The following is a 21,279-nucleotide window of genomic DNA, read 5'->3' as shown; positions in this document are numbered from 1 at the left end:
AAATACGACCCACCCACCCCCATCCCGAACGAGCCTGTGCCTATGACACAGACCACAGGCAAATACACGGACTTCGAGGGACTGCGGGAGCGGGCGGTAGCGCTGCGACGGGAGGGGTTGAGCCTCCGGCAGATCGCCGACGAACTGGGGGTGCGCAGCAAGGCGACCTTGAGCCGCCTCGTCAGGGGCGAGCCTCCGACCGAGCGGAACAAGCGCCCCAACGCAAAGGACGACCTACGGGCCCAGGCGCGGGAGCTGCGTCGACTAGGGCGGACGTACAACGAGATCCAGGCCGAGCTGGGCTGCTCGAAGAGCTCGGTCTCGCTCTGGGTACGGGACATGCCCAAACCTGAGGCCAAATGCACACCCCAGGAGCAGCGCGCCCGCATGAATGCGGGCCTCGCCCAGCTGCGCGCCGCTCAAGACAGCGAACGCCGAGAGACGAAGCGTGAGGCCGCCGAAGCAGTCGGCCCTCTCTCCGATCGTGAGCTCTTCCTGACGGGCGTCGCCCTCTACTGGGCCGAAGGCACCAAGAGCAAGCCCCATCGCCGCTCCGAGGTCCTTCAGTTCATCAACAGCGATCCCAACGTGATCCGCGTCTTCGTGCGCTGGCTCGAGCTGCTCGGCGTCACCGCCGATCGCCTGACATTGCGAGTCAGCATTCACGAGTCGGCGGACATTGCGGCAGCCGAGGCGCACTGGGCAGCGGTCGTCGGCGTCGACGCTTCCGCATTCAGCAAGCCGACGATCAAGAAACACAACCCGCGAACCGTCCGGAAGAACACCGGCGAGAACTACCAGGGCTGCCTCGTGATCTATGTCCGCCAAAGCGCCGAGTTGTACCGTCGCATGGAAGGCACTTGGTACGGCATAGTGTTGGGAGCCCGGCCGACAGCCTGACGAAATGTCCGACTTAGGCCGTTTCCATCCCCCGTGGTGTAATTGGCAGCACTGTGGCTTTTGGTGCCATCTGTCCGGGTTCAAGTCCTGGCGGGGGAGCTCACAGCGTGGCGCGGCCCGACGGGCCGCCAAGGCCCGCCCCCATTTCGCGCCCACAACGCCCCGGTATCCTGCGGATGTCCACCCCACACAGCATCCGAAGCCGAAGGGCCACCCGTGAGCGCCAATTGCCCGGCCGCCGTCGTCGTTCTTGCAGCGGGTGAGGGCACCCGCATGAAGTCGGCCACACCCAAAGTCCTGCACGAGATCAGTGGGCGCTCGCTCGTCGGGCATGTGCTCGCTGCCGCGCGGGAGTTGAGCCCAGAGAACCTCGTCGTCGTCGTGGGTCACGAGCGGGACCGGGTGCGTGAGCACCTCGCCGGGATCGATCCGGACGCCCGTACCGCCGTGCAGGAGCAGCAGAACGGCACGGGGCACGCCGTGCGCATGGGGCTCGAGGAGCTCGGTGGCGCTGTCGACGGCACGGTGATCGTCGTGTGTGGCGATACGCCGCTGCTGACGGGCGAGACGCTGAAGCACCTGTCGGCGACGCACACCGGTGACGGGAACGCCGTGACGGTGCTGACGGCCGAGGTTCCGGACGCGACCGGTTACGGCCGGATCGTGCGGGACGGGGCGTCGGGTGAGGTGACGGCGATCGTCGAGCACAAGGACGCGAGTGAGTCGCAGCACGCGATCCGTGAGATCAACTCGGGTGTGTTCGCGTTCGACGGTCAGCTGCTGTGGGATGCGCTGGGCAAGGTGCGTACGGACAACAGTCAGGGCGAGGAGTACCTCACGGACGTGCTCGGCATCCTGCGGGAGGCGGGCCATCGCGTCGGCGCCTCGGTCGCCGCCGACCACCGTGAGATCGCGGGTATCAACAACCGTGTGCAGTTGGCGGAGGCGCGTCGGACGCTGAACGACCGGCTGCTGGAGCGGGCGATGCTCGCGGGCGTGACGATCGTGGATCCGGCGTCGACGTGGGTCGATGTGACGGTGGGGTTCGAGCGGGACGCGATCGTGCATCCGGGTACGCAGCTGCTGGGTGAGTCGTGGCTGGGTGAGGGTGCCGAGGTGGGGCCGAACACGCGGCTGAGGGACACGAAGGTCGGTGCGGGGGCGCGGGTCGACAACGCGGTGGCGGACGGTGCCGAGGTGGGCGAGGGGGCGTCGGTGGGTCCGTTCGCGTATCTGCGGCCGGGTACGCGGCTGGGTGTGAAGTCCAAGATCGGTACGTATGTCGAGACGAAGAACTCGACGATCGGCGAGGGTACGAAGGTCCCGCACCTCTCCTACGTCGGTGACGCGACGATCGGTGACTACACGAACATCGGTGCCGCGAGCGTCTTTGTGAACTACGACGGCGAGGCCAAGCACCACACGACTGTCGGGTCGCATTGCAAGACGGGTTCGGACAACATGTTTGTGGCGCCTGTCACGGTCGGGGACGGTGCGTACACCGCTGCGGGGTCGGTGATCACGAAGGATGTGCCGGCGGGTTCGCTGGCCGTGGCCCGTGGCCAGCAGCGGAATATCGAGGGTTGGGTGGCCCGTAAGCGTCCGGGGAGTGCGGCTGCGAAGGCGGCTGAGGAGGCATCCCGGGAGGCCGGCAGCGAAGGCTGACCGGAAACAGGTGCGTCCGACACGGCGTACCGTGATAGGTGCACATGATTCGGCTGCCTCGCTGCTAATGGGACGAGCGGGCGCAGCGGCGGAAGAACGCGTCTGAGGAGACAAGTGCTGTGAGCGGGATCAAGACGACCGGCGAGAAGAAACTGATGCTCTTCTCCGGCCGCGCCCACCCCGAGCTTGCCGAGGAGGTCGCGCACGCTCTCGGTGTCGGGATCGTTCCGACCAAGGCATTCGACTTCGCCAATGGCGAGATCTACGTCCGCTATCAGGAGTCCGCTCGCGGCGCCGACTGCTTCCTGATTCAGAGCCACACGGCTCCGATCAACAAGTGGATCATGGAGCAGCTCATCATGATCGACGCGCTGAAGCGCGCGTCGGCCCGCTCCATCACGGTGATCGTGCCGTTCTACGGTTACGCCCGTCAGGACAAGAAGCACCGTGGACGTGAACCGATTTCGGCGCGTCTGGTGGCGGACCTGATGGAGACGGCGGGTGCGGACCGCATTCTGACGGTGGATCTGCACACGGACCAGATCCAGGGCTTCTTCGACGGCCCGGTGGACCATCTGTTCGCGCTGCCGATCCTGGCGGACTACGTGGGGGCGAAGGTCGACCGCGCCAAGCTCACGGTGGTGTCTCCGGACGCCGGCCGTGTGCGTGTGGCGGACCGCTGGTGTGACCGTCTGGGCGCGCCGCTGGCGATCGTGCACAAGCGTCGTGACAAGGACGTGGCGAACCAGGTCACCGTGCACGAGGTCGTCGGTGACGTGAAGGGCCGTGTCTGTGTCCTCGTCGACGACATGATCGACACGGGTGGCACGATCTGCGCCGCCGCGGACGCGCTGTTCGCGCATGGTGCGGAGGACGTCATCGTGACGGCGACGCACGGTGTGCTTTCGGGTCCGGCGGCGGACCGGCTGAAGAACTCGAAGGTGAGCGAGTTCGTGTTCACGGACACGCTGCCGACGCCGGGTGAGCTGGAGCTGGACAAGATCACGGTGCTGTCGATCGCGCCGACGATCGCGCGTGCGGTGCGTGAGGTCTTCGAGGACGGTTCGGTGACGAGCCTGTTCGAGGAGCAGGCGTAGTCGCTCTGAGGGCTCTGGGGCTCTTCTAGATCGATTTTGGGGCGGCCTTCCCGCCGGGTAGACTCACGGAGTTGCTCGGCGAGGGAGGCCGCACTGTTATGTGCGGCGGTCCGTTATCGACGCGCTCTTCGTAGCAGGCCCGTTCGTGGCCGGGTGACTACCTTCCCCTTTTCTACGAGGAGTGCACATGGCTGAGATCAAGCTTGCCGCCGAGATCCGTACCGAGTTCGGCAAGGGTGCTGCCCGCGCCGTCCGCCGTGAGAACAAGGTTCCCGGTGTCATCTACGGTCACGGCGCCGAGCCGGTTCACGTGACGCTGCCGGGCCACGAGCTGCTGCTCGCCCTGCGTACCGCGAACGTCCTGCTGTCCCTGGACATCGACGGCAAGACCGAGCTGGCGATCCCGAAGGCCGTCCAGCGTGACGCCATCAAGGGTTACCTGGTCCACGTCGACCTCCTGACCGTCAAGCGCGGCGAGAAGGTCACGGTCGAGGTTGCGGTCGAGACCGAGGGCGACCTGGCCCCGGGCAGCTTCCTCGTCGAGAACGTGCTGAACACGCTGTCCGTCGAGACCGAGGCGACGCACATCCCGACCTCCGTCACCGTGTCGATCGCGGGCCTGGAGGGCGGCGACGCCATCCACGCGAAGGACGTCCCGCTGCCGGCCGGTACGACCCTGGTCACGGACCCCGACGCCGTCGTCATCCAGATCCTGGCCGCGCAGGCCGAGGAGCCGGCTGCCGAGACCGAGGCCGAGGGCGCCGAGGCCTGAGCCGTACGCTCTGCTTGACGGGGTGGCGGGCCACTGCGGCCCGCCACCCCGTTTTTTCATGTTCGTGTCCGTCTGTTGTACGTGAGGAGACGCGGTCCCGATGACGACCGATGCCACTGCCCCCTGGCTCATCGTGGGTCTCGGGAACCCCGGGCCCGAGTATGCGATGAACCGGCACAACGTGGGCTTCATGGTGGCCGATCTGCTCGCGGAGCGGATCGGCGGCAAGTTCAAGCGGGCCGGCAAGGCTCAGGCGCAGGTGCTCGAGGGGCGGATCGGTGCGCCGGGTCCGCAGAACCGCCGGGTGATCCTGGCGAAGCCGATGTCGTTCATGAACGTGTCGGGTGGTCCGGTGACGGGTCTGCGGGACTTCTACAAGGTGCCGGTCGGCAACGTCGTGGCGATCCATGACGAGCTGGACATCGACTACGGGACGATGCGGCTGAAGCTGGGCGGTGGTGACAACGGGCACAACGGTCTGAAGTCGATCACGAAGTCGATGGGTGCGGACTATCACCGGGTGCGGTTCGGGATCGGGCGTCCGCCGGGGCGTATGCAGGTCGCGGACTTCGTTCTGAAGGACTTCTCGTCGACGGAGCGCAAGGAGCTGGACTACCTGGTGGACCGGGCGGCGGACTCGGTGGAGTGTCTGGTCACGGAGGGCCTGGAGCGGGCGCAGAGCGCGTACAACTCCTGACCTGTCGAGTGAGTTCACCGGGCATCTCGACAGGTCACGGGCATCTCGCCCGGGTCCTGCCGGCTCTTCTTGACTCTTCGCGGGGCCATGGCCAAGGATCGCCGCCATGCTCTCGTACACCCGTCGGGCCGCGATGACGGTCGTGGCCCTGCTGATCCTGATCGCGGGCGTCCGGGCGTCCTGGGCGTCGGCGCAGCACGTGATGCTCACCAAGGGCCGTGAGCGCGGCACGATGACGGTGACGCGGTGCACCGACGACACGTGCACCGGCCCTTACGCGCCCCTGTCGCCGGGTTCGCAGCCCCGCGACCGTGTCGTCATCGACCGGTCGATCGCGGAGAAGAAGGGCGCGCGTATCCCGGTGGTGGTGAAGCCCGGCACGGCCGAGGTGGTGCGCACGGGGGCTGCGGGGTTCTTCCACGCGTGGGTTCCGCTGGGCGGTGCGCTGCTGCTGGCCGCCGTGGTGATCGCGGGAGGGCTGCGTCGCAAGAGGCTGGCGTGGATCTCGGCGTGCGTCGGCGGGGTGCTCCTGACGGCGGCGTTCGTGACGCTCTCGTTCTGACGGCGGCTCATACCGCCCGCGAGCGTCCGGGTTTCTCCGATCGTTATGCGTGACTTTTGCGGCATGGCGCTACAGACAGCACACACGGGGGCGAACTGTGGCTTGACGGGGTGTCGCGGCCACAGGAATCTGAGCGCCTACCTCTCAGGCCCCCCACAGGCTTTCCTGTCACTCGCATCTCATCCGAAGATGGACGGCCCATGCGCACCCTCACTTCCGCAGGCGCGATCGCAGTGGCGGCTTCCGCCGCGCTGCTGCTCGCCCCTTCCGCATACGCCACCGGCGCCCACGGCGACAACGGCACCGTGAAGATCCACGATGCCACGACCGGGGACGAACTCCGCAGGAACGAGCCCCACGTCTGCACCTTCTACCTCGACGCCTTCGGTTTCGACGACGGCCAGGCGGTCGACTGGCACATCGAGGCCTGGGCGCCGACCGCCGATGTGAAGGGCGAGACGGTCAAGTCCGGTTCGCTGACGCTCGGTTCGGACGGACACGGCCGCACCGACGATCTGTCGCTGCCCGACGGGCACTACAAGCTGTTCTGGAACTTCGACGGCGAGCACGGCTCGGCCAAGCACAAGGTGTTCTGGACGGACTGCTCCTCGGACAACGGCAACGAGAACCCGGGCGGCAAGCCGTCCGCGTCCCCGACCGAGGGCACGACGGCGCAGCCCAGCGCGTCCGCGTCGGGCTCCGCGTCGCCGGGTGCGGTCGAGCCCGCGTCGACGGCCCCGTCGGCGCAGGCGTCCTCGAAACCGTCCTCTCAGACGGGCGGCGATCTGGCGGAGACCGGCAGCAGCGCGCCCGTCGGCCTGCTGGCCACGGTCGCCGCACTGCTGGTGGCGGCCGGTGGCGCGCTGCTCGTGTGGCGTCGCAGGGCGGCCGGCCGGCAGGGCTGACCGGTCCGCGTCACGTATGAATGACTGAGGGGCGGCTCCGGCGGGAGGCGCCCCTCAGCCATGCGTCGTCGTACGGAACCGGATCAGCCCATGTCGATCAGCCCGTGTTCCGCAGCCCCGCCGCCACTCCGTTCACGGTGAGCAGGAGCGCCCGCCCGAGCAGCGGGTCCGGCTCGTTGCCGGCGGCCGCGTCGTCACGCTGGCGCTTGAGCAGGGCCACCTGGAGGTACGAGATCGGGTCCAGGTAGGCGTCACGGATCGAGAAGGTCTGCTGGAGCACCGGCTGCGTGTCCAGGAGTTCCTGGCCGCCGGTGATGCGGAGCACCTCTCGTACGGTCAGCGCGTGCTCGGCCTCGATGTCGGCGAAGACGTGCTTGAGCTCGTCGGGGACGAGCGTGTCGACGTAGTGGCGGGCGATCCGCAGGTCGGTCTTGGCGAGGGTCATCTCGACGTTCGACAGGAAGTTGCGGAAGAAGTGCCAGTGCTCGCTCATCTCGTCGAGCACGGTGCCGAGGCCGGCCTCGCGCAGTGCCTTGAGGCCGGAGCCGACGCCGAACCAGCCGGGCACGATCTGCCGCGACTGGGTCCAGCCGAACACCCACGGGATGGCGCGCAGGCCGTCGAGCGAGACGCCTGAGCCGGGGCGGCGGGAGGGCCGCGAGCCCAGGTGCAGGTCGGCGAGCTGGTCGACCGGCGTGGAGGCGAGGAAGTACGTCGGCAGGTCCGGGTCCTCGACCAGCTTGCGGTACGCGGCGTGCGCGGCGTCGGAGACGACGTCCATGGCCGCGTCCCAGCGGGCGAGGGCCTCGTCGGACTGGCGGGGCGCGGTGTGCAGCGCGGATGCCTGGAGGGTGGCGGCCACGGTCAGTTCGAGGTTCTCGCGGGCCAGGGACGGCACGAGGTACTTGTCGGAGATGACCTCGCCCTGCTCGGTCACCTTGATCTCGCCCTCGAGGGTTCCCCAGGGCTGGGCGAGGATCGCGTCGTGCGAGGGGCCGCCGCCGCGGCCGACGGTGCCGCCGCGGCCGTGGAAGAGGCGCAGGCGCACGCCGTAGCGGTGGGCGACGTCGCGCAGCCGGCGCTGGGCGCGGTGGATCTCCCACTGGGAGGTGGTGATGCCGCCGAACTTGGAGGAGTCCGAGTAGCCGAGCATGACTTCCTGGACGTCGCCGCGGAGCGCGACCAGCCTGCGATACGACGGGTCGGCGAGCATCTCGTCGAGGATGACGTCGGCGGCGCGCAGCTCGTCGGTGGTCTCCAGGAGGGGCACGATGCCGATCTTGGCCCAGCCGCCGTGCAGGTCGACGAGTCCGGCCTCGCGGGCGAGGACGGCGGCGGCGAACACGTCGTCGGCGCCCTGGCACATCGAGATGATGTACGACTCGATGACCTCGGGTCCGAAGACGTCGAGGGCGCGCTTGACGGTGTGGAAGACGCCGAGGGTCTTCTCGCCGGCGGCGTCGAGGGGTGCGGGCGAGGGGGCGAGGGGCCTGCGGGACCTGAGTTCCTTGGCGAGGAGCTTCTGGCGGTACTCGCGGGGCATGTCGGCGTAGCGCCAGGACTCCTCGCCGAGCCGGTCGAAGAGCTGGCCGAGGGCGTGGTGGTGGGCGTCGGCGTGCTCGCGTACGTCCATGGTGGCGAGCTGGAGGCCGAACGCGGCGAGCGTGCGGATGGTGCGGTTCATCCGGCCGTCGGCGAACAGGGCGCCGCGGTGCTCGCGCAGGGACGTCTGGATGAGCGTGAGGTCCTGGAGGAGCTCGCCGGTGCCGAGGTAGTCGCGGCCGTCCACGTGCGCGGTGCCCCTGGCGAGGCGCTCCTTGGTGTTCTCCAGCTTCTGCCGGATGCAGGTGGCCTTGAGCCGGTAGGGCTCCTCGGAGTTGAGCCGCTTGTAGCGGGGGCTGATCTCCGGGAGGCGCTCCAGGTCGTTCTGGAGGGAGGTGAGGAGTTCCTCGGTGGCGCCGGTGTAGCGGATCGAGTTCGACAGGAAGCCGCGCAGCTCGTCGATGAGCTCCAGGGCGTCGTTGATGCCGTGCTCGTGCTGGAGGATCAGGACGTCCCAGGTGACGGCGGGGGTGACGTTCGGGTTGCCGTCGCGGTCGCCGCCGATCCAGGTGCCGAAGGTGAGGGGGCGGGTGGCGGCGGGCAGGGTGACGCCGACGCGCTCCAGCTCGGCGGTGAGGTCCTCGAGGACGTCACCGACGGCGCCGGCGTGCAGCTCGTCGAGGTAGTAGATCGCGTTGCGCGCCTCGTCGGTGGGCTCGGGCCGCACGACGCGCAGTTCGTCGGTCTGCCATACCAGGTCGATGTTCTCGGCGAGGCGGGTGTCGTAGCGGCGGCGGTCGGCCTCGATGACGGGGGTCTCGAGGAGCTCGGCGACGCGGCGCAGCTTGTTGAGGACGGAGCGCCGGGCGGCCTCGGTCGGGTGCGCGGTGAAGACCGGCCGCACGTTGAGGTGCTGGACCGTTTCGCGCAGGTGGGCGGCGTCGGCGTCCTTGAGGCGGTCGGCGGTGCGGGCGAGGAGGCCGCCCTCGGCGGCGCGGCGGGCGCGCAGCTCGCGGCCGCGGTGCACCTGCTCGGTCACGTTCGCCAGATGGAAGTAGGTCGAGAAGGCGCGGACCAGCTTGGCCGCGGTCTCCAGTTCCGTCTCGCCGAGCAGGCGGGCGGCGGCCTCGCCGTCCTCCCGGGTGAGGCGGCGGACCTTCTCGACCAGTTCGAGGAGCTCGGGGCCCTCCTGGCGTACGAGCGTCTCGCCGAGGAGGTCGCCGAGTCGGCGGATATCGGCGCGCAGCTCGGCGCTGGAAGTGGCCTCACGGCTCTGGTCGTCGGCACTGCTCACAGGTGCGGCTCCTTGCAGTGTTGAAGCACGTCTGGGAGGGAAATCCCGGGATCCGGGTATGAGTCCCGGGTGGAGATACAGAGCGGACCGCGCTGTCCGACCGTTTCCAAGGATAGGTGTCCGCCCGGGAGGGCCGTTTCCGGGCCTCTTGCCGCTGGCCTGCGCGCTGCCATACTTACGACGCCGTAGGTTACGGACGCGTAGTAAAAGTTCTCCGTACCACTCCCCAGCACCACATCCCCGTTCTCGACCCTCGACCCCACAGGGGACGCCCCATGACACCAAGCCCCGATCTGATCGATGACGCCCCGGAGGCGTCGTCGAGTGACTCGACCGGCGCTCCGCTGCCCTCCGCCACGCTCGGCGGTGAGCAGAAGCGTTCGCTGGAGCAGCTCGCGCTGCTGCTCTTCATCACCGTCCCGTTCCTGGCGCTGGTCGCGGCGGTGCCGCTGGCCTGGGGCTGGGGTGTGAGCTGGCTCGACCTAGGCCTCATGGTGTTCTTCTACTACCTGGGCTGCCACGGCATCACGATCGGCTTCCACCGGTATTTCACGCACGGTTCCTTCAAGGCGAAGCGGCCGCTGCGGATCGCGCTGGCCGTCGCCGGCTCGATGGCGGTCGAGGGTCCTCTCGTGCGCTGGGTGGCGGATCACCGCAAGCACCACAAGTTCTCCGACGCGGAGGGTGACCCGCACTCGCCGTGGCGTTTCGGCGAGACGCTGCCCGCGCTGATGAAGGGCTTGTGGTGGGCGCATATCGGCTGGATGTTCGATGAGGAGCAGACGCCGCAGGAGAAGTACGCACCCGATCTGGTGAACGATCCCGCCATAAGGGCGATCTCGCGTCAGTTCATTTTCTGGACGATGCTCTCGCTGGCTCTGCCGGCGCTGATCGGCGGCCTGGCGACGATGTCGTGGTGGGGCGCGTTCACCGGGTTCTTCTGGGGCTCGCTGGTGCGGGTGGCGCTGCTGCACCACGTCACGTGGTCGATCAACTCGATCTGTCACGCGGTGGGCAAGCGCCCGTTCAAGTCGCGTGACAAGTCCGGCAACGTGTGGTGGCTGGCGGTCCTGTCGTGCGGCGAGTCGTGGCACAACCTGCACCACGCGGACCCGACGTCGGCTCGGCACGGTGTCATGCGCGGCCAGGTCGACTCGTCCGCGCGGCTGATCCGCTGGTTCGAGCAGCTGGGCTGGGCGCATGACGTGCGCTGGCCGTCGAAGGAGCGGATCGACTCCCGCCGCAAGCCGCAGGCCGCTGACGCGGCATGATGGAACACGTGGCGACCGATCCGAACACTGCGAGCCCAGCCGGCAACGACAAGCCCCGGCGCGCGCGCCGCACCCGGATGACCGGTGCGGAACGCCGCCAGCAGCTGCTCGAGATCGGTCGCACCCTCTTCGCCGCGAAGGGCTTCGAGGGCACGTCGGTGGAGGAGATCGCGGCGAAGGCCGGGGTCTCCAAGCCGGTGGTGTACGAGCACTTCGGCGGCAAGGAGGGCCTGTACGCGGTCGTCGTGGACCGTGAGATGCGCCAGCTCCTCGACATGGTGACCGGCTCGCTGACGGCCGGGCATCCGCGCGAACTGTGCGAGCAGGCCGCCTTCGCGCTCCTCGACTACATCGAGGAGTACACGGACGGCTTCCGCATCCTGGTCCGCGACTCCCCCATCCCGCAGTCCACGGGCTCGTTCGCCTCGCTGATCTCCGACATCGCGACGCAGGTCGAGGACATCCTGGGCCGCGAGTTCAAGAACCGCGGTTTCGACCCGAAGCTGGCGCCGCTGTACGCGCAGGCGCTGGTCGGCATGGTCGCCCTGACGGGCCAGTGGTGGCTGGACGCCCGTAAGCCGGAGAAGGCCGAGGTCGCGGCGCACCTGGTGAATCTGGCGTGGCACGGCCTGGACGGCATGGAGGCGAACCCGCATCTGATCGGGCGGCGCAAGAACTAGGGCGACCCCGGCCATGATCCGCCGGACACGCCCTAGAACGGGCCGGGGGTGACCGGTTCGAGGAATTCGAGCCGGTTTCCCACCGGGTCGTCGGCGTAGAACCGGCGGTGGCCCGGCAGGTCCCCGTCCCAGGTGATCCGCACACCGTGCGCCGCGAGCCGCTCCGCGTACGCCTCGATCCCCGTGACCCGCAGCCCCAGGTGGGCCTTGCGGGCCGGCCGACTGTGACATTTTCCGCCTCCGGCGGGGGCCCGCTCGATCCCCAGGTGCAGCCGTACCTGTCCCGCTTGGAACCAGCAGCCCCCGCGCGCCGCGAGCGCCGGGGGCTTCGGCGTCTCCGTCATGCCGAGCGCGTCCCGGTAGAACCGGCGCAGCGCCTCCTCGGACCCGGCGGGGGCGGCGAGCTGTACGTGGTCCAGGGCGGTCAGCATCAGGCGGCCGCCGGCGTGCGGGCCACCGCGAACAGGCGGCGGAATGGAAACACCGTGCCGTGGCCGGTGGCCGGGTAGGCGGTGCGGAGCAGGTCGCGGTAGGCGGTCAGGAACTCGTCCGTGGCTTCGGGGTCGTCGGCGAGGGCGGTGAGGACGGGGCGCAGGCCCGTGCCCTTGACCCAGTCGAGGACGGGGTCCTCGCCCTGGAGGAGATGCAGATACGTCGTCTCCCAGACGTCCGCGTCACAGCCGAGCGCGGTGAGCTTGTTCAGGTACTGCTCTGGGGTCTGGACGGCGTCCGCGTGGCGGAGCGTGTCGCCGAGCCGGTCCCGCCAGCGTGCGGACCCGGCGAGTTCGCGCATCAGGACGTGGCTGGGGGCGTCGAAGTTGCCGGGGACCTGGAAGGCGAACGTGCCGCCGGGGGTGAGGCCGGCGAGCCAGTCGGGGAAGCGGCCGGTGTGGCCAGGGACCCACTGGAGGAGGGCGTTGGAGACGATCAGGTCGAAGGGCTCGCCGGGGGTCCAGGTGGCCGCGTCGGCGGGGGCGAAGTCGAGCAGGTCGGTAGCGTGGGCGGCGGCCTTCTGCAGCATCTGCGGGGAGTTGTCGTAGCCGGTGATCCTGGCCTTCGGCCAGCGCTCGGCGAGGAGGGCGGTGACGTTGCCTGCGCCGCAGCCGAGGTCGGCGATCCTCGCCGGGTCGCCCTGGACGCGGGCGAGGAGATCGGCGAAAGGGCGTGTGCGGTGGTCCGCGTGCCGGAGATACTGCTGGGGGTCCCAGGTGGGTGCGCTCATGGCGGCCAGGATCCTCCCGAATTTATCTCGATGTCAAGATAGTTGAATTCAAGAGACTTCATGTCGAGGGACCCACTAGACTGATCGTCATGGAGGACGAGGTCGACCGGCTGGTCGCAGCGTGGCGTCGAGAGCGCCCTGACCTCGACGTGGAGCCCCTCGAGGTGCTCAGTCGGGTCAGCAGGCTGGCGCGTCATCTTGACCGGGCCCGGCGCCTGGCGTTCGCCGAGCACCAGTTGGAGCCGTGGGAGTTCGACGTACTGACGTCCCTGCGGCGGGCAGGCGCCCCCTATCAGCTCTCCCCCGGACAGCTCCTCACCCAGACCCTCGTCACCTCCGGCACGATGACGAACCGTATCGACCGGCTCGCCAAGAAGGGTCTCGTCGAGCGCCTCCCCGACCCGAGTGACCGGCGGGGCGTCCTCGTCCGGCTGACCACCGAGGGGCAGGACCGCGCCGACCAGGCACTCGCCGGCCTCCTCGCACAGGAGCGGGCGATCCTCGCGGAGCTGTCCCGAAGCCAGCGCGGTGAACTGGCGGGCCTGCTGCGGCAGTTGACCGCGCCGTTCGACAACATCCCCGGCTAGGGCCCCAGTCGTACGGGTTCCCGTTCCTACGACGCCGCTTCCAGGTCCGCGGGCCCGACTCCGGCCCTGCGCGCCAGAGCCACCGCCGCGAGCGTGGAGTGCACCCCGAGCTTGCCCAGCACGTTCTGCATGTGCGTACGGACTGTGTGCGGGGACAGGAAGAGGCGCTCGGCGACCGCCTTGCGGCCGAGGCCCGCGACCATACAGCGCAGCACCTCGCGCTCACGCGGCGTCAGGGACTCCACCAGGCGCTCCGAATCGGTGCGGTGCTTGCGGGCTGCGGTCAGCTCCCGCAGGACGCTCGTGAGCAGGGCGGGCGGCAGATGCGTCTCGTCGCGCAGAACGCCCCGGATGACCGTGAGCAGCCGTGAGAGCGAGCAGTCCTTGGCGACCCAGCCGGAGGCGCCCGCCTGGAGCGCGAGGGCCGCGCGGCGCGGGTCGTCCTTCTCGGCGAGGACCACCGTCCGGACGGTGGGCTGGCCCGAACGGACGCCCGCCACCAGGGAGATCCCGTCGACCAGGCCGTCCTGGCCGGGCGCCGCGTCGGGCACGACCGTCGCCGGGCGCGGGCCGTGCAGGGCCGCGCCCAGGTCGGCGTCCACGAGGAGGACGTCGAAACGGCGCCCTTCCGCCGCCGCGCGGTCCATGCAGCGCAGTGCAGCGGGGCCGCTGCCGGCCGCGGACACGTCCACGTCGGGCTCGGCGGCGAGAGCCGCGGCGAGCGACTCGGCGAAGATGCGGTGGTCGTCGACGACCAGGACTCGGATGCGAACCACGTGTATAACCCCCTCCCCCAAGCTCCTCGCGGAGCAGGGGATTCCCCGGCGCCGGGAGGCTGTCCGGCACGGGTACGGCGCCCGAAGAGGCAGGTCATCGCGGTCGCACGGCCGCCGCCGTGCTGGTACCGCTACCCCCACCCCGGGCGCGTACCCGGCTGTCTCGCCCCCTGATCAGCACCGGCCCCCACCGGCACTGCCCCTCAGAGTAGGGCCGCGGGCCAGGAGCGGAAGGCAATTTGCAGAACTGATTGGCCTGCGCGTTTATGGTGAGGCGTATGTTTCGTATTGAGACAGAAGTCGACAAACAGCGGCGCGATCTTCTTCACTTCCGGCTGCGTGAGGCGAATACCACGGCGTCGGCGGAGCTCAGGTCGCTGCGCGGAACGCCCGAGGACCGCGAAGTTCCGCTCCAGGTCTGGGCGTTGGACGAGAGCGGCGAGATCGCCGGCGGCCTGGACGGACACACCTGGGCGACCTGGCTCCATGTGAACCTGCTCTGGGTCGACGACCGCCACCGCGCGAAGGGCCTGGGCTCCCGCCTCCTCGCAGAGGCGGAACGCATCGCCCACGAGGACCGCGCCTGCCGCGGCGCCCGCGTGGAGACCTGGGACTTCCAGGCCCCAGGTTTCTACCGCCAGCACGGCTACGAACTCGTCTGCGTCATCCCCGACTACCCACCAGGAATCAAAGAGTTCACACTCACCAAGCGGCTCGGCTGAGCACACCCGCCCCACGCGAGGAGACCTGGGCCCGTGCGCGGAGCGCACCAAGAGACACAGCCAGGCCCCAGGTTTCTACCGCCAACACGGCTACGAACTCGTCTGCGTCATCCCCGACTACCCACCAGGAATCAAAGAGTTCACACTCACCAAGCGGCTCGGCTGAGCACACCCGCCCCACGCGAGGAGACCTGGGCCCGTGCGCGGAGCGCACCAAGAGACACAGCCAGGCCCCAGGTTTCTACCGCCAACACGGCTACGAACTCGCCTGCGTCATCCCCGACCACCCACCGGGAATCAAGGAGTTCACGCTGACGAAGCGGCTGGGGTGAGTTTGTGGGCTCCTGCTGACGGGACCGCCGGGAAGACTCGTGGCGCCGTGCAGCCCGCCGCGGCGAACGCCTCTGTGATCGACTTCGTCACCGCGTCCGCGTCCGGCTCCTCCACCAGGACGATCGCCGAGCCGCCGAAGCCGCCGCCTGTCATCCGGGCGCCGAGCGCGCCCGCCGCGTTCGCGGTGTCGACGACCAGGTCCAGCTCGGCGCAGGAGATGCGCAGGTCGTCGCGGAGCGAGACGTGGCCCTCGGTGAGGACCGGGCCGATCGCCCGTACGTCGCCGGCGTCGAGGAGCTCGATGACCCGCTCGACGCGGTGGTCGTCGCAGACGATGTGGCGGACGTAGCGCACGATCCGCTCGTCGGTGAGGTCCGCCAACTTGGCGAGGGCCTGCGGCAGTTCGGCGTAGGACACGTCACGCAGGTGGGAGACGCCGAGCGCGCGGGCGCCCTCTTCGCACCCCGCGCGGCGCTCCGCGTACGCGCCGTCGCCGAGCTCGTGCTTGACGCGGGTGTCGACGACGAGGAGCTGGAGGCCGTGGGCGGCCAGGTCGAAGGGGACCTGGCGGACGGACAGGTCGCGGCAGTCCAGGTGCAGGGCGTGACCCTCGGTGGCGCACGCCGACGCCATCTGGTCCATGATCCCGCAGGGCACGCGCACGAAGTCGTTCTCCGCGCGCTGCGCGATCCGCGCCAACTCGGGCCCGGTGAGCCCCAGTTCGAACAGGTCGTTGAGCGCGAGCGCCGTGACGACCTCGAGCGCGGCCGACGAGGACAGGCCCGCGCCGGTCGGCACGGTCGACGCGAGGTGGATGTCGGCGCCGGTGACGGTGTGCCCGGCCTCGCGCAGCGCCCATACGACGCCCGCCAGGTACGCGGCCCAGCCGCCCTGCCCGAACTCGGAGAGCGGGGTCAGTTCGTCGGCCCGCAGTTCGGCGATCGGCGCGTCGATGTCCGCGGAGTGCAGCCGCAGGACGCCGTCGGTGCGGCGCGCGACGGCGGCCACCGCGGTGTGCGGCAGCGCGAGCGGCATCACGAAGCCCTCGTTGAAGTCGGTGTACTCGCCGATGAGGTTCACGCGTCCGGGCGCGGCCCAGACCCCCTCGGGCTCGTATCCGTACAGATCGCTGAACTGCGAGGCGACGGACATGACTTACCCCTCCTGGCGTGCCTGGGCGAAGGCCCAGGCGTCGGCGACGATTCCCGCGAGGTCCGCGCGGGACGGGTTCCAGCCGAGGCGCTCGCGCGCGGTGGCGGCGGAGGCGACGAGGACGGCGGGGTCGCCGCCTCGGCGCGGGGCGGTGACCTCGGGGATCGGGTGGCCGGTCACCTGGCGGACGGTCTCGATGACCTCGCGCACGGAGAAGCCGTTGCCGTTGCCGAGGTTGCAGATGAGGTGTTCGGCGGGGCGGGCGGCGTCCAGGGCGAGCAGGTGGGCCTCGGCGAGGTCGGCGACGTGGATGTAGTCGCGCACGCACGTGCCGTCGGGCGTCGGATAGTCGTCGCCGTAGACGGAGATCGCGTCGCGCCGGCCCTGGGCGACCTGGAGGACGAGCGGGATGAGGTGCGACTCGGGGTCGTGGCGCTCGCCGCAGCTGCCGTAGGCGCCCGCCACGTTGAAGTAGCGCAGCGACACGGCGGCCAGGCCGTGCGCGGCCGCCTCCCCGGTGATCATGTGGTCGACGGCGAGCTTGGAGGCGCCGTACGGAGAGGTGGGGGCGGTGGGGTCGGCCTCGGTGATGGGGGTGCTGACGGGCTCCCCGTACGTCGCCGCGGTGGAGGAGAAGACGAGCTTGCGGACGTCCGCCGAGCGCATCGCGGCGAGCAGCGCCATGGTGCCGCCGACGTTGTTGTCCCAGTACTTCTCGGGCTTCACGACGGACTCGCCGACCTGGGAGAACGCGGCGAAGTGCAGGACGGCGTCGAAGGACGGGTCGAGCCACTTGGCGGCGTCGCGGATGTCGCCCTCGATGAACGTCACCCCTGCGGGTACGCCCTCTCGGAAGCCGGTCGAGAGATTGTCGAGGACGGTGACGTCGTGCCCCGCCTCGACCAGGTGCTGCGCGACCACGCTGCCCACATATCCCGCACCGCCGGTGACCAGGTACTTCCCGCTCATGTACTCGCTACCTCTCGCAGTCTCTCGGCCGCGGTCTCCGGCGGCACGTCGTTGATGAACACGCTCATGCCGGATTCGGAACCCGCGAGAAACTTCAGCTTGCCGGAAGTGCGGCGGATAGTGAAAAGCTCGAGGTGAAGCGCGAAGTCGTCCCGCTGGACGCCGGGGAAGTCGTCCAGGGTGCCGAACGGCGCCTGGTGCCAGGCGGCGATGTACGGCGTCGGGGACTCCCCCGTTCCGAAGAGCCGGTCGAAGCGCCTCAAGAGTTCCAGATAAATCTGAGGGAACTCTGTGCGCGCGCCGTCGTCGAGGGCGAGCAGGTCGGGCACGCGGCGCTTGGGGTAGAGGTGCACCTCGTAGGGCCAGTGGGCCGCGTACGGGACGAAGGCGACCCAGTGGTCGCCCTCGAGGACGACCCGCTCGCCGGTGCGCTCCTCGGCGAGTACGTCGTCGAAGAGGTTGCGGCCGCCGGTCTGCTCCTTGTGCTCGGCGAGCGAGCGCAGCATGAGGGCGGTGCGCGGGGTGGTGAACGGGTAGCCGTAGATCTGGCCGTGCGGGTGGCCGAGGGTGACGCCGATCTCGGCGCCGCGGTTCTCGAAGCAGAACACCTGCTCCACGGAGTCCAGGTGGGACAGCTCGGCGGTGCGGTCGGTCCAGGCCTCCAGGACGAGCCCGGCCTGTTCCTCGGTGAGGTCGGCGAAGGACGACGTGTGGTCGGAGGTGAAGCAGACGACCTCGCAGCGGCCGGCGTCCCCGGCGAGCGAGGGGAAGCGGTTCTCGAAGACCGCCACGTCGTACGAGGAGTCGGGGATCTCGCTGAGCCGGTCGCCCTCGGACGGGCACAGGGGGCACTCGTCGGCCGGCGGGTGGTAGGTGCGGCCCTGGCGGTGCGAGGCGATGGCGACGCTGTCCCCGAGGAGGGGGTCGCGGCGGATCTGCGAGGAGGAGGCGACGGGGTCCAGCGGACGCCGGTCCACCGCGTCCCGCACGACGTCGTCACGCGAGTCGTAGTAGATGAGCTCGCGACCGTCGGCGAGCCGGGTCGACGTCTTCTTCACGTCCGATGCTCCTCATTCGCATCAACTCAACATAATCAAACACAACAAAGCATGGTTCAACGGGATGGTCAAGGCCGCGAACGCATCCGTCGGTGCGTGGCGTGTCACTCGCATCACAATCAAACAAAGAACCTCAGCAGAAGTGTTCATTTATTGAACATAGACGCGTAGGTTCCGGTCTGATCAGTTCGCGCAACGAAGCGAGTTCTCCATGCTGTCCCCCACACAAACCCTGGCCGCGGGGCTCCGGCTGCCCACCAACGGCCTCGACTACGCGATCCTGGCGATCTACTTCGCCGTGGTCCTCGGCATCGGATTCGCCGCCCGGCGCTCCGTGAAGACCAGCCTCGACTTCTTCCTCTCGGGCCGCTCCCTGCCCGCCTGGGTGACCGGTCTGGCGTTCGTCGCGGCCAACCTGGGCGCCACCGAGATCCTCGGCATGGCGGCGACCGGCGCGCAGTACGGCGTCTCGGTCGTCCACTGGTACTGGATCGGCGCCATCCCGGCGATGGTCTTCCTGGGCCTCGTGATGATGCCCTTCTACTACCGCTCCAAGGTGCGCTCGGTTCCCGAGTACCTGCTCCAGCGGTTCGACAAGAGCGCGCACCTGCTGAGTTCCATACTCTTCGCCTTCGCGGCGATCCTGATCGCGGGCGTGAACCTGTACGCCCTGTCGATCGTCGTGGAGGCGCTGCTCGGCTGGCCGCAGTGGCTCGCGATCGTCGTCGCCGGTCTGTTCGTGCTCGCGTACATCACCATCGGCGGACTCTCCTCGGCGATCTACAACGAGGTCCTCCAGTTCTTCGTGATCCTCGCCGCGCTCATCCCCCTCTGCATCATCGGCCTCAAGCGGGTCGGCGGCTGGGGCGGCATGACCGACTCCCTGAAGAGCGCGCACGGCGACAACTTCCTCTCCGCCTGGGGCGGTACGGGCATCGGTGAGGCCAACCCGCTCGGCGCGAACTGGCTGACGATCATCCTCGGCCTGGGCTTCGTGCTCTCCTTCGGCTACTGGACGACGAACTTCGCCGAGGTGCAGCGCGCCCTGTCCGCGAAGAACCTCTCCGCCGCCCAGCGCACCCCGCTCATCGCCGCGTTCCCGAAGATCTTCATCGTCTTCCTGGTGATGATCCCGGGCATGGTCGCCGCCGTCCTCGTCCCGAAGATCGGCACGGCCGGCTCGGGCCTGACGTACAACGACGCGATCCCCTACCTGATGCAGGAGCTGCTGCCCAACGGCGTGCTCGGCATCGCGGTGACCGGTCTGCTCGCCGCGTTCATGGCGGGCATGGCGGCGAACGTGTCGTCCTTCAACACCGTGTTCACGTACGACATCTGGGCCAAGTACGTGAAGACCGGCAAGCCCGACGCGTACTACCTGAAGTTCGGCCGCCTCATCACGGCCGTCGGTGTCCTCGCGTCGATCGGCACGGCGTTCATCGCCTCGTCGTTCTCGAACATCATGGGCTACCTCCAGACGCTGTTCTCGTTCTTCAACGTCCCGATGTTCGTCGTCTTCATCATCGGCATGTTCTGGAAGCGCGCCTCGGTGAAGTCCGGCGTGTGGGGCCTGCTCGCGGGCACCACCGCCGCGATGGTCAACTACTTCTGGATCTACAAGCAGGGCGTCATCGACATCCCGACCGACCAGGGCGCCAACTTCGTGTCCGCGATCGTCGGCTTCGTCGCCGGTGCGGTCGTCATGGTCGTCGTCACCCTGTTCACCGCGCCCAAGCCGGAGGCCGAGCTCGCGGGCCTCGTGTACGGGACGACGGCGCCCGGCCTGGAGGAGCCGCCCGCCGAGGGCGACGACGCCTGGTACCGCAAGCCCGCGCTGCTCGGCTGGGGCGCGATCGTCCTCGCCGCACTGTGCTACGTCCCCTTCTCCCTCTGATCGGAGGCGCGATCAACCATGTCTGAACTCCACAACGAAGTCACCGAGTTGGAGCGCAAGTCCGCGACCGCGGCGCGGCTCTTCGACATCCGGCGCATCATCGGCGGACTGTTCGCGGTCTACGGGGTCATCGTCACGATCGCCGGCATCACGGCGTCCGACGCGGACCTGAAGAAGGCCGAGAACATCAACATCAACCTGTGGACGGGCCTCGGCATGCTCGCCCTCGGGCTGTTCTTCCTGGTGTGGCTGAAGCTGCGGCCGACGGCCCCGCCGACACCGGACGCCGCCGAGTAACCAGCACGCCAGGGGCCGGAGTTCACCGCACAGGTGACTCCGGCCCCTGCGGCATGTCGGGGTGGTCGGGCTGGTCGGGGTGGCTCGTCACCTGCACCGGCCCCGCCCGGTCGAGGAGCCCCGTGCGCGCCGCCAGCGCCGCCGCCTCCAGCCGCGAGCCGACCCCCAGCTTCATCAGGACCCGCTGCACATGTGTACGGGCCGTGCTCGGGGCGATGCCCATGCCGGCCGCGATCAGCCGGGTGTCCTCGCCGTCCGCGACCCGCACCAGCACCTCGACCTCGCGCGGCGTCAGCATCTGCAGGAGCCGCTGCCCCTCGTCGTCGGGCTGCGCGGCCGGGTTGAGCAGCTCGCTGAAGGCCCCCTGCAGCAGCTGCGGCGCCACGGCCGCCTCTCCCGCCCGCGCCTTCATCAGCGCGCGCTCGACCCCCTCGATCCGCTCGTCGTGCCGTACGTAGCCGGAGGCGCCGGCCGCGAACGCCGCCGCGATCCCGCGCGGTGACGGCACGGGCCCGAGGACGACCACCGCCACCTGCGGGCGCTCCCGCTTGATGCGCACGATCGGGTCGAAGATGCCCGGCTCCGCGGGCGTCGCCGTACCGATGAGGCAGACCTCGGGCGCCCTCGCGATCACCAGCTCGGCCGCTCCCGCGGCGGGCGCGGCCGCCGCGAGCACCCGGTGCCCGCGCAGCTTGAGAGCCGAGGCGAGCGCCTCGGCGAGCAGTCGATGGTCGTCGACGACCATGAGCCGCACACCCATAGAGCCATCCCCCCACATCCCCCGGGATCCCGTGGGACCCCGAGAACCCCCATGGTCCGGAAAGCCCCCCGACTCTCCGACCTCCGCCATCTCCCGGAAGCTACACGCTCGTTCGGCGTTGCGC

21 protein-coding genes and 1 tRNA gene are annotated in these 21,279 nt (G+C 69.3%); 14 read left to right on the top strand and 8 right to left on the bottom strand.

Annotated features, from left to right (window positions below; genetic code table 11):
• Positions 1–42 precede the first annotated feature (42 nt).
• The 8 genes from OHA58_RS20940 (at position 43) to OHA58_RS20905 (ending at position 6,598) form a co-directional block, all read left to right on the top strand.
• Entirely contained in the window at positions 43–900 is an 858-nt protein-coding gene (locus tag OHA58_RS20940) for a hypothetical protein (protein WP_405480576.1), read from the top strand.
• 27 nt (positions 901–927) lie between these two features.
• Positions 928–999: transfer RNA gene (locus OHA58_RS20935), tRNA-Gln, on the top strand.
• Between the two features lie 117 nt (positions 1,000–1,116).
• Positions 1,117–2,565: a bifunctional UDP-N-acetylglucosamine diphosphorylase/glucosamine-1-phosphate N-acetyltransferase GlmU gene (gene glmU, locus OHA58_RS20930; protein ID WP_405480575.1), complete on the top strand. Its 1,449-nt coding sequence runs from the start codon at positions 1,117–1,119 to the stop codon at positions 2,563–2,565.
• Between the two features lie 119 nt (positions 2,566–2,684).
• The gene (locus OHA58_RS20925) at positions 2,685–3,662 is read left to right on the top strand and encodes a ribose-phosphate diphosphokinase (protein WP_405480573.1); all 978 of its coding nucleotides are present in this window, start codon (positions 2,685–2,687) and stop codon (positions 3,660–3,662) included.
• Positions 3,663–3,849: 187 nt separating this feature from the next.
• Positions 3,850–4,434, top strand: coding sequence for a 50S ribosomal protein L25/general stress protein Ctc (locus OHA58_RS20920; protein ID WP_383086873.1), 585 nt, complete (start codon positions 3,850–3,852; stop codon positions 4,432–4,434).
• A 100-nt stretch (positions 4,435–4,534) separates the two neighbouring features.
• The gene (gene pth / locus OHA58_RS20915; protein WP_376262267.1) at positions 4,535–5,131 is read left to right on the top strand and encodes an aminoacyl-tRNA hydrolase; all 597 of its coding nucleotides are present in this window, start codon (positions 4,535–4,537) and stop codon (positions 5,129–5,131) included.
• A 106-nt stretch (positions 5,132–5,237) separates the two neighbouring features.
• Positions 5,238–5,693 (top strand): hypothetical protein, encoded by a 456-nt coding sequence (locus tag OHA58_RS20910; RefSeq protein ID WP_405480571.1) that lies wholly within the window; start codon positions 5,238–5,240, stop codon positions 5,691–5,693.
• 200 nt (positions 5,694–5,893) lie between these two features.
• Positions 5,894–6,598, top strand: a complete 705-nt coding sequence (locus tag OHA58_RS20905; RefSeq protein WP_405480569.1) for a hypothetical protein — start codon at positions 5,894–5,896, stop codon at positions 6,596–6,598.
• A 97-nt stretch (positions 6,599–6,695) separates the two neighbouring features.
• Here the strand turns inward: OHA58_RS20905 and ppc are convergent, their stop codons facing one another.
• The gene (ppc, locus tag OHA58_RS20900) at positions 6,696–9,434 is read right to left on the bottom strand and encodes a phosphoenolpyruvate carboxylase (protein ID WP_405480567.1); all 2,739 of its coding nucleotides are present in this window, start codon (positions 9,432–9,434) and stop codon (positions 6,696–6,698) included.
• 275 nt (positions 9,435–9,709) lie between these two features.
• Between ppc and OHA58_RS20895 the strand changes: the two genes are divergently transcribed.
• Together OHA58_RS20895 and OHA58_RS20890 are read left to right on the top strand one after the other, a co-directional pair.
• Positions 9,710–10,705: an acyl-CoA desaturase gene (locus OHA58_RS20895; protein WP_405480566.1), complete on the top strand. Its 996-nt coding sequence runs from the start codon at positions 9,710–9,712 to the stop codon at positions 10,703–10,705.
• Positions 10,702–11,385, top strand: a complete 684-nt coding sequence (locus OHA58_RS20890; RefSeq protein WP_116512547.1) for a TetR/AcrR family transcriptional regulator — start codon at positions 10,702–10,704, stop codon at positions 11,383–11,385. Before OHA58_RS20895 ends, OHA58_RS20890 begins: the two co-directional genes overlap by 4 nt.
• Before the next feature lie 32 nt (positions 11,386–11,417).
• Here the strand turns inward: OHA58_RS20890 and OHA58_RS20885 are convergent, their stop codons facing one another.
• On the bottom strand, positions 11,418–11,816 hold the full coding sequence (locus tag OHA58_RS20885) for a VOC family protein (RefSeq protein WP_405480565.1): 399 nt from the start codon (positions 11,814–11,816) through the stop codon (positions 11,418–11,420).
• Positions 11,816–12,607 (bottom strand): trans-aconitate 2-methyltransferase, encoded by a 792-nt coding sequence (locus OHA58_RS20880; RefSeq protein WP_405480563.1) that lies wholly within the window; start codon positions 12,605–12,607, stop codon positions 11,816–11,818. The genes OHA58_RS20885 and OHA58_RS20880 overlap by 1 nt, the downstream gene beginning before the upstream one ends.
• 89 nt (positions 12,608–12,696) lie before the next feature.
• Here OHA58_RS20880 and OHA58_RS20875 point away from each other — a divergent pair, with 89 nt between their 5' ends.
• The gene (locus OHA58_RS20875; protein WP_383086857.1) at positions 12,697–13,194 is read left to right on the top strand and encodes a MarR family winged helix-turn-helix transcriptional regulator; all 498 of its coding nucleotides are present in this window, start codon (positions 12,697–12,699) and stop codon (positions 13,192–13,194) included.
• Positions 13,195–13,220: 26 nt separating this feature from the next.
• Here the strand turns inward: OHA58_RS20875 and OHA58_RS20870 are convergent, their stop codons facing one another.
• The gene (locus OHA58_RS20870) at positions 13,221–13,970 is read right to left on the bottom strand and encodes a LuxR C-terminal-related transcriptional regulator (protein ID WP_405480561.1); all 750 of its coding nucleotides are present in this window, start codon (positions 13,968–13,970) and stop codon (positions 13,221–13,223) included.
• A gap of 266 nt (positions 13,971–14,236) precedes the next feature.
• On the opposite strand from OHA58_RS20870, the gene OHA58_RS20865 reads away from it, so the two are divergent.
• Entirely contained in the window at positions 14,237–14,692 is a 456-nt protein-coding gene (locus OHA58_RS20865; protein WP_405480560.1) for a GNAT family N-acetyltransferase, read from the top strand.
• Between the two features lie 306 nt (positions 14,693–14,998).
• Here the strand turns inward: OHA58_RS20865 and galK are convergent, their stop codons facing one another.
• Genes galK through galT form a run of 3 tightly spaced genes read right to left on the bottom strand, consistent with a single transcriptional unit; the run spans position 14,999 to position 18,204 of the window.
• Complete coding sequence (galK, locus tag OHA58_RS20860) at positions 14,999–16,177, bottom strand: galactokinase (protein ID WP_405480558.1); 1,179 nt, start codon at positions 16,175–16,177, stop codon at positions 14,999–15,001.
• Between the two features lie 3 nt (positions 16,178–16,180).
• On the bottom strand, positions 16,181–17,146 hold the full coding sequence (gene galE / locus OHA58_RS20855; protein ID WP_405480557.1) for a UDP-glucose 4-epimerase GalE: 966 nt from the start codon (positions 17,144–17,146) through the stop codon (positions 16,181–16,183).
• Positions 17,143–18,204: a galactose-1-phosphate uridylyltransferase gene (gene galT / locus OHA58_RS20850; protein ID WP_405480555.1), complete on the bottom strand. Its 1,062-nt coding sequence runs from the start codon at positions 18,202–18,204 to the stop codon at positions 17,143–17,145. The genes galE and galT overlap by 4 nt, the downstream gene beginning before the upstream one ends.
• 211 nt (positions 18,205–18,415) lie before the next feature.
• Here galT and OHA58_RS20845 point away from each other — a divergent pair, with 211 nt between their 5' ends.
• The gene (locus OHA58_RS20845; protein ID WP_382627077.1) at positions 18,416–20,098 is read left to right on the top strand and encodes a sodium:solute symporter family protein; all 1,683 of its coding nucleotides are present in this window, start codon (positions 18,416–18,418) and stop codon (positions 20,096–20,098) included.
• Between the two features lie 18 nt (positions 20,099–20,116).
• Positions 20,117–20,395, top strand: a complete 279-nt coding sequence (locus tag OHA58_RS20840) for a hypothetical protein (protein ID WP_227295200.1) — start codon at positions 20,117–20,119, stop codon at positions 20,393–20,395.
• 22 nt (positions 20,396–20,417) lie between these two features.
• Here the strand turns inward: OHA58_RS20840 and OHA58_RS20835 are convergent, their stop codons facing one another.
• Positions 20,418–21,155, bottom strand: coding sequence for a LuxR C-terminal-related transcriptional regulator (locus tag OHA58_RS20835; protein WP_405480554.1), 738 nt, complete (start codon positions 21,153–21,155; stop codon positions 20,418–20,420).
• Positions 21,156–21,279 lie beyond the last annotated feature (124 nt).

Origin of the sequence: Streptomyces sp. NBC_00009 (assembly GCF_045040855.1) — a bacterium.
Lineage (GTDB): Bacteria > Actinomycetota > Actinomycetes > Streptomycetales > Streptomycetaceae > Streptomyces > Streptomyces aureus.
The sequence above is the reverse complement of the archived record's forward strand: the minus strand, read 5'-3'. Positions and strand labels throughout refer to the sequence as shown.

What these genes read in the sequence shown, in the direction of transcription:
- OHA58_RS20840 (WP_227295200.1), top strand. Translation starts at nt 20,117, where the DNA reads ATGTCTGAACTCCACAACGAAGTCACCGAGTTGGAGCGCAAGTCCGCG.
- pth (WP_376262267.1), top strand. Translation starts at nt 4,535, where the DNA reads ATGACGACCGATGCCACTGCCCCCTGGCTCATCGTGGGTCTCGGGAAC.
- OHA58_RS20890 (WP_116512547.1), top strand. Translation starts at nt 10,702, where the DNA reads ATGATGGAACACGTGGCGACCGATCCGAACACTGCGAGCCCAGCCGGC.
- OHA58_RS20910 (WP_405480571.1), top strand. Translation starts at nt 5,238, where the DNA reads ATGCTCTCGTACACCCGTCGGGCCGCGATGACGGTCGTGGCCCTGCTG.
- OHA58_RS20895 (WP_405480566.1), top strand. Translation starts at nt 9,710, where the DNA reads ATGACACCAAGCCCCGATCTGATCGATGACGCCCCGGAGGCGTCGTCG.
- OHA58_RS20875 (WP_383086857.1), top strand. Translation starts at nt 12,697, where the DNA reads ATGGAGGACGAGGTCGACCGGCTGGTCGCAGCGTGGCGTCGAGAGCGC.
- OHA58_RS20905 (WP_405480569.1), top strand. Translation starts at nt 5,894, where the DNA reads ATGCGCACCCTCACTTCCGCAGGCGCGATCGCAGTGGCGGCTTCCGCC.
- OHA58_RS20865 (WP_405480560.1), top strand. Translation starts at nt 14,237, where the DNA reads ATGGTGAGGCGTATGTTTCGTATTGAGACAGAAGTCGACAAACAGCGG.
- galE (WP_405480557.1), bottom strand. Translation starts at nt 17,146, where the DNA reads ATGAGCGGGAAGTACCTGGTCACCGGCGGTGCGGGATATGTGGGCAGC.
- galK (WP_405480558.1), bottom strand. Translation starts at nt 16,177, where the DNA reads ATGTCCGTCGCCTCGCAGTTCAGCGATCTGTACGGATACGAGCCCGAG.
- OHA58_RS20885 (WP_405480565.1), bottom strand. Translation starts at nt 11,816, where the DNA reads ATGCTGACCGCCCTGGACCACGTACAGCTCGCCGCCCCCGCCGGGTCC.
- OHA58_RS20835 (WP_405480554.1), bottom strand. Translation starts at nt 21,155, where the DNA reads ATGGGTGTGCGGCTCATGGTCGTCGACGACCATCGACTGCTCGCCGAG.
- OHA58_RS20940 (WP_405480576.1), top strand. Translation starts at nt 43, where the DNA reads ATGACACAGACCACAGGCAAATACACGGACTTCGAGGGACTGCGGGAG.
- OHA58_RS20845 (WP_382627077.1), top strand. Translation starts at nt 18,416, where the DNA reads ATGCTGTCCCCCACACAAACCCTGGCCGCGGGGCTCCGGCTGCCCACC.
- OHA58_RS20920 (WP_383086873.1), top strand. Translation starts at nt 3,850, where the DNA reads ATGGCTGAGATCAAGCTTGCCGCCGAGATCCGTACCGAGTTCGGCAAG.
- OHA58_RS20880 (WP_405480563.1), bottom strand. Translation starts at nt 12,607, where the DNA reads ATGAGCGCACCCACCTGGGACCCCCAGCAGTATCTCCGGCACGCGGAC.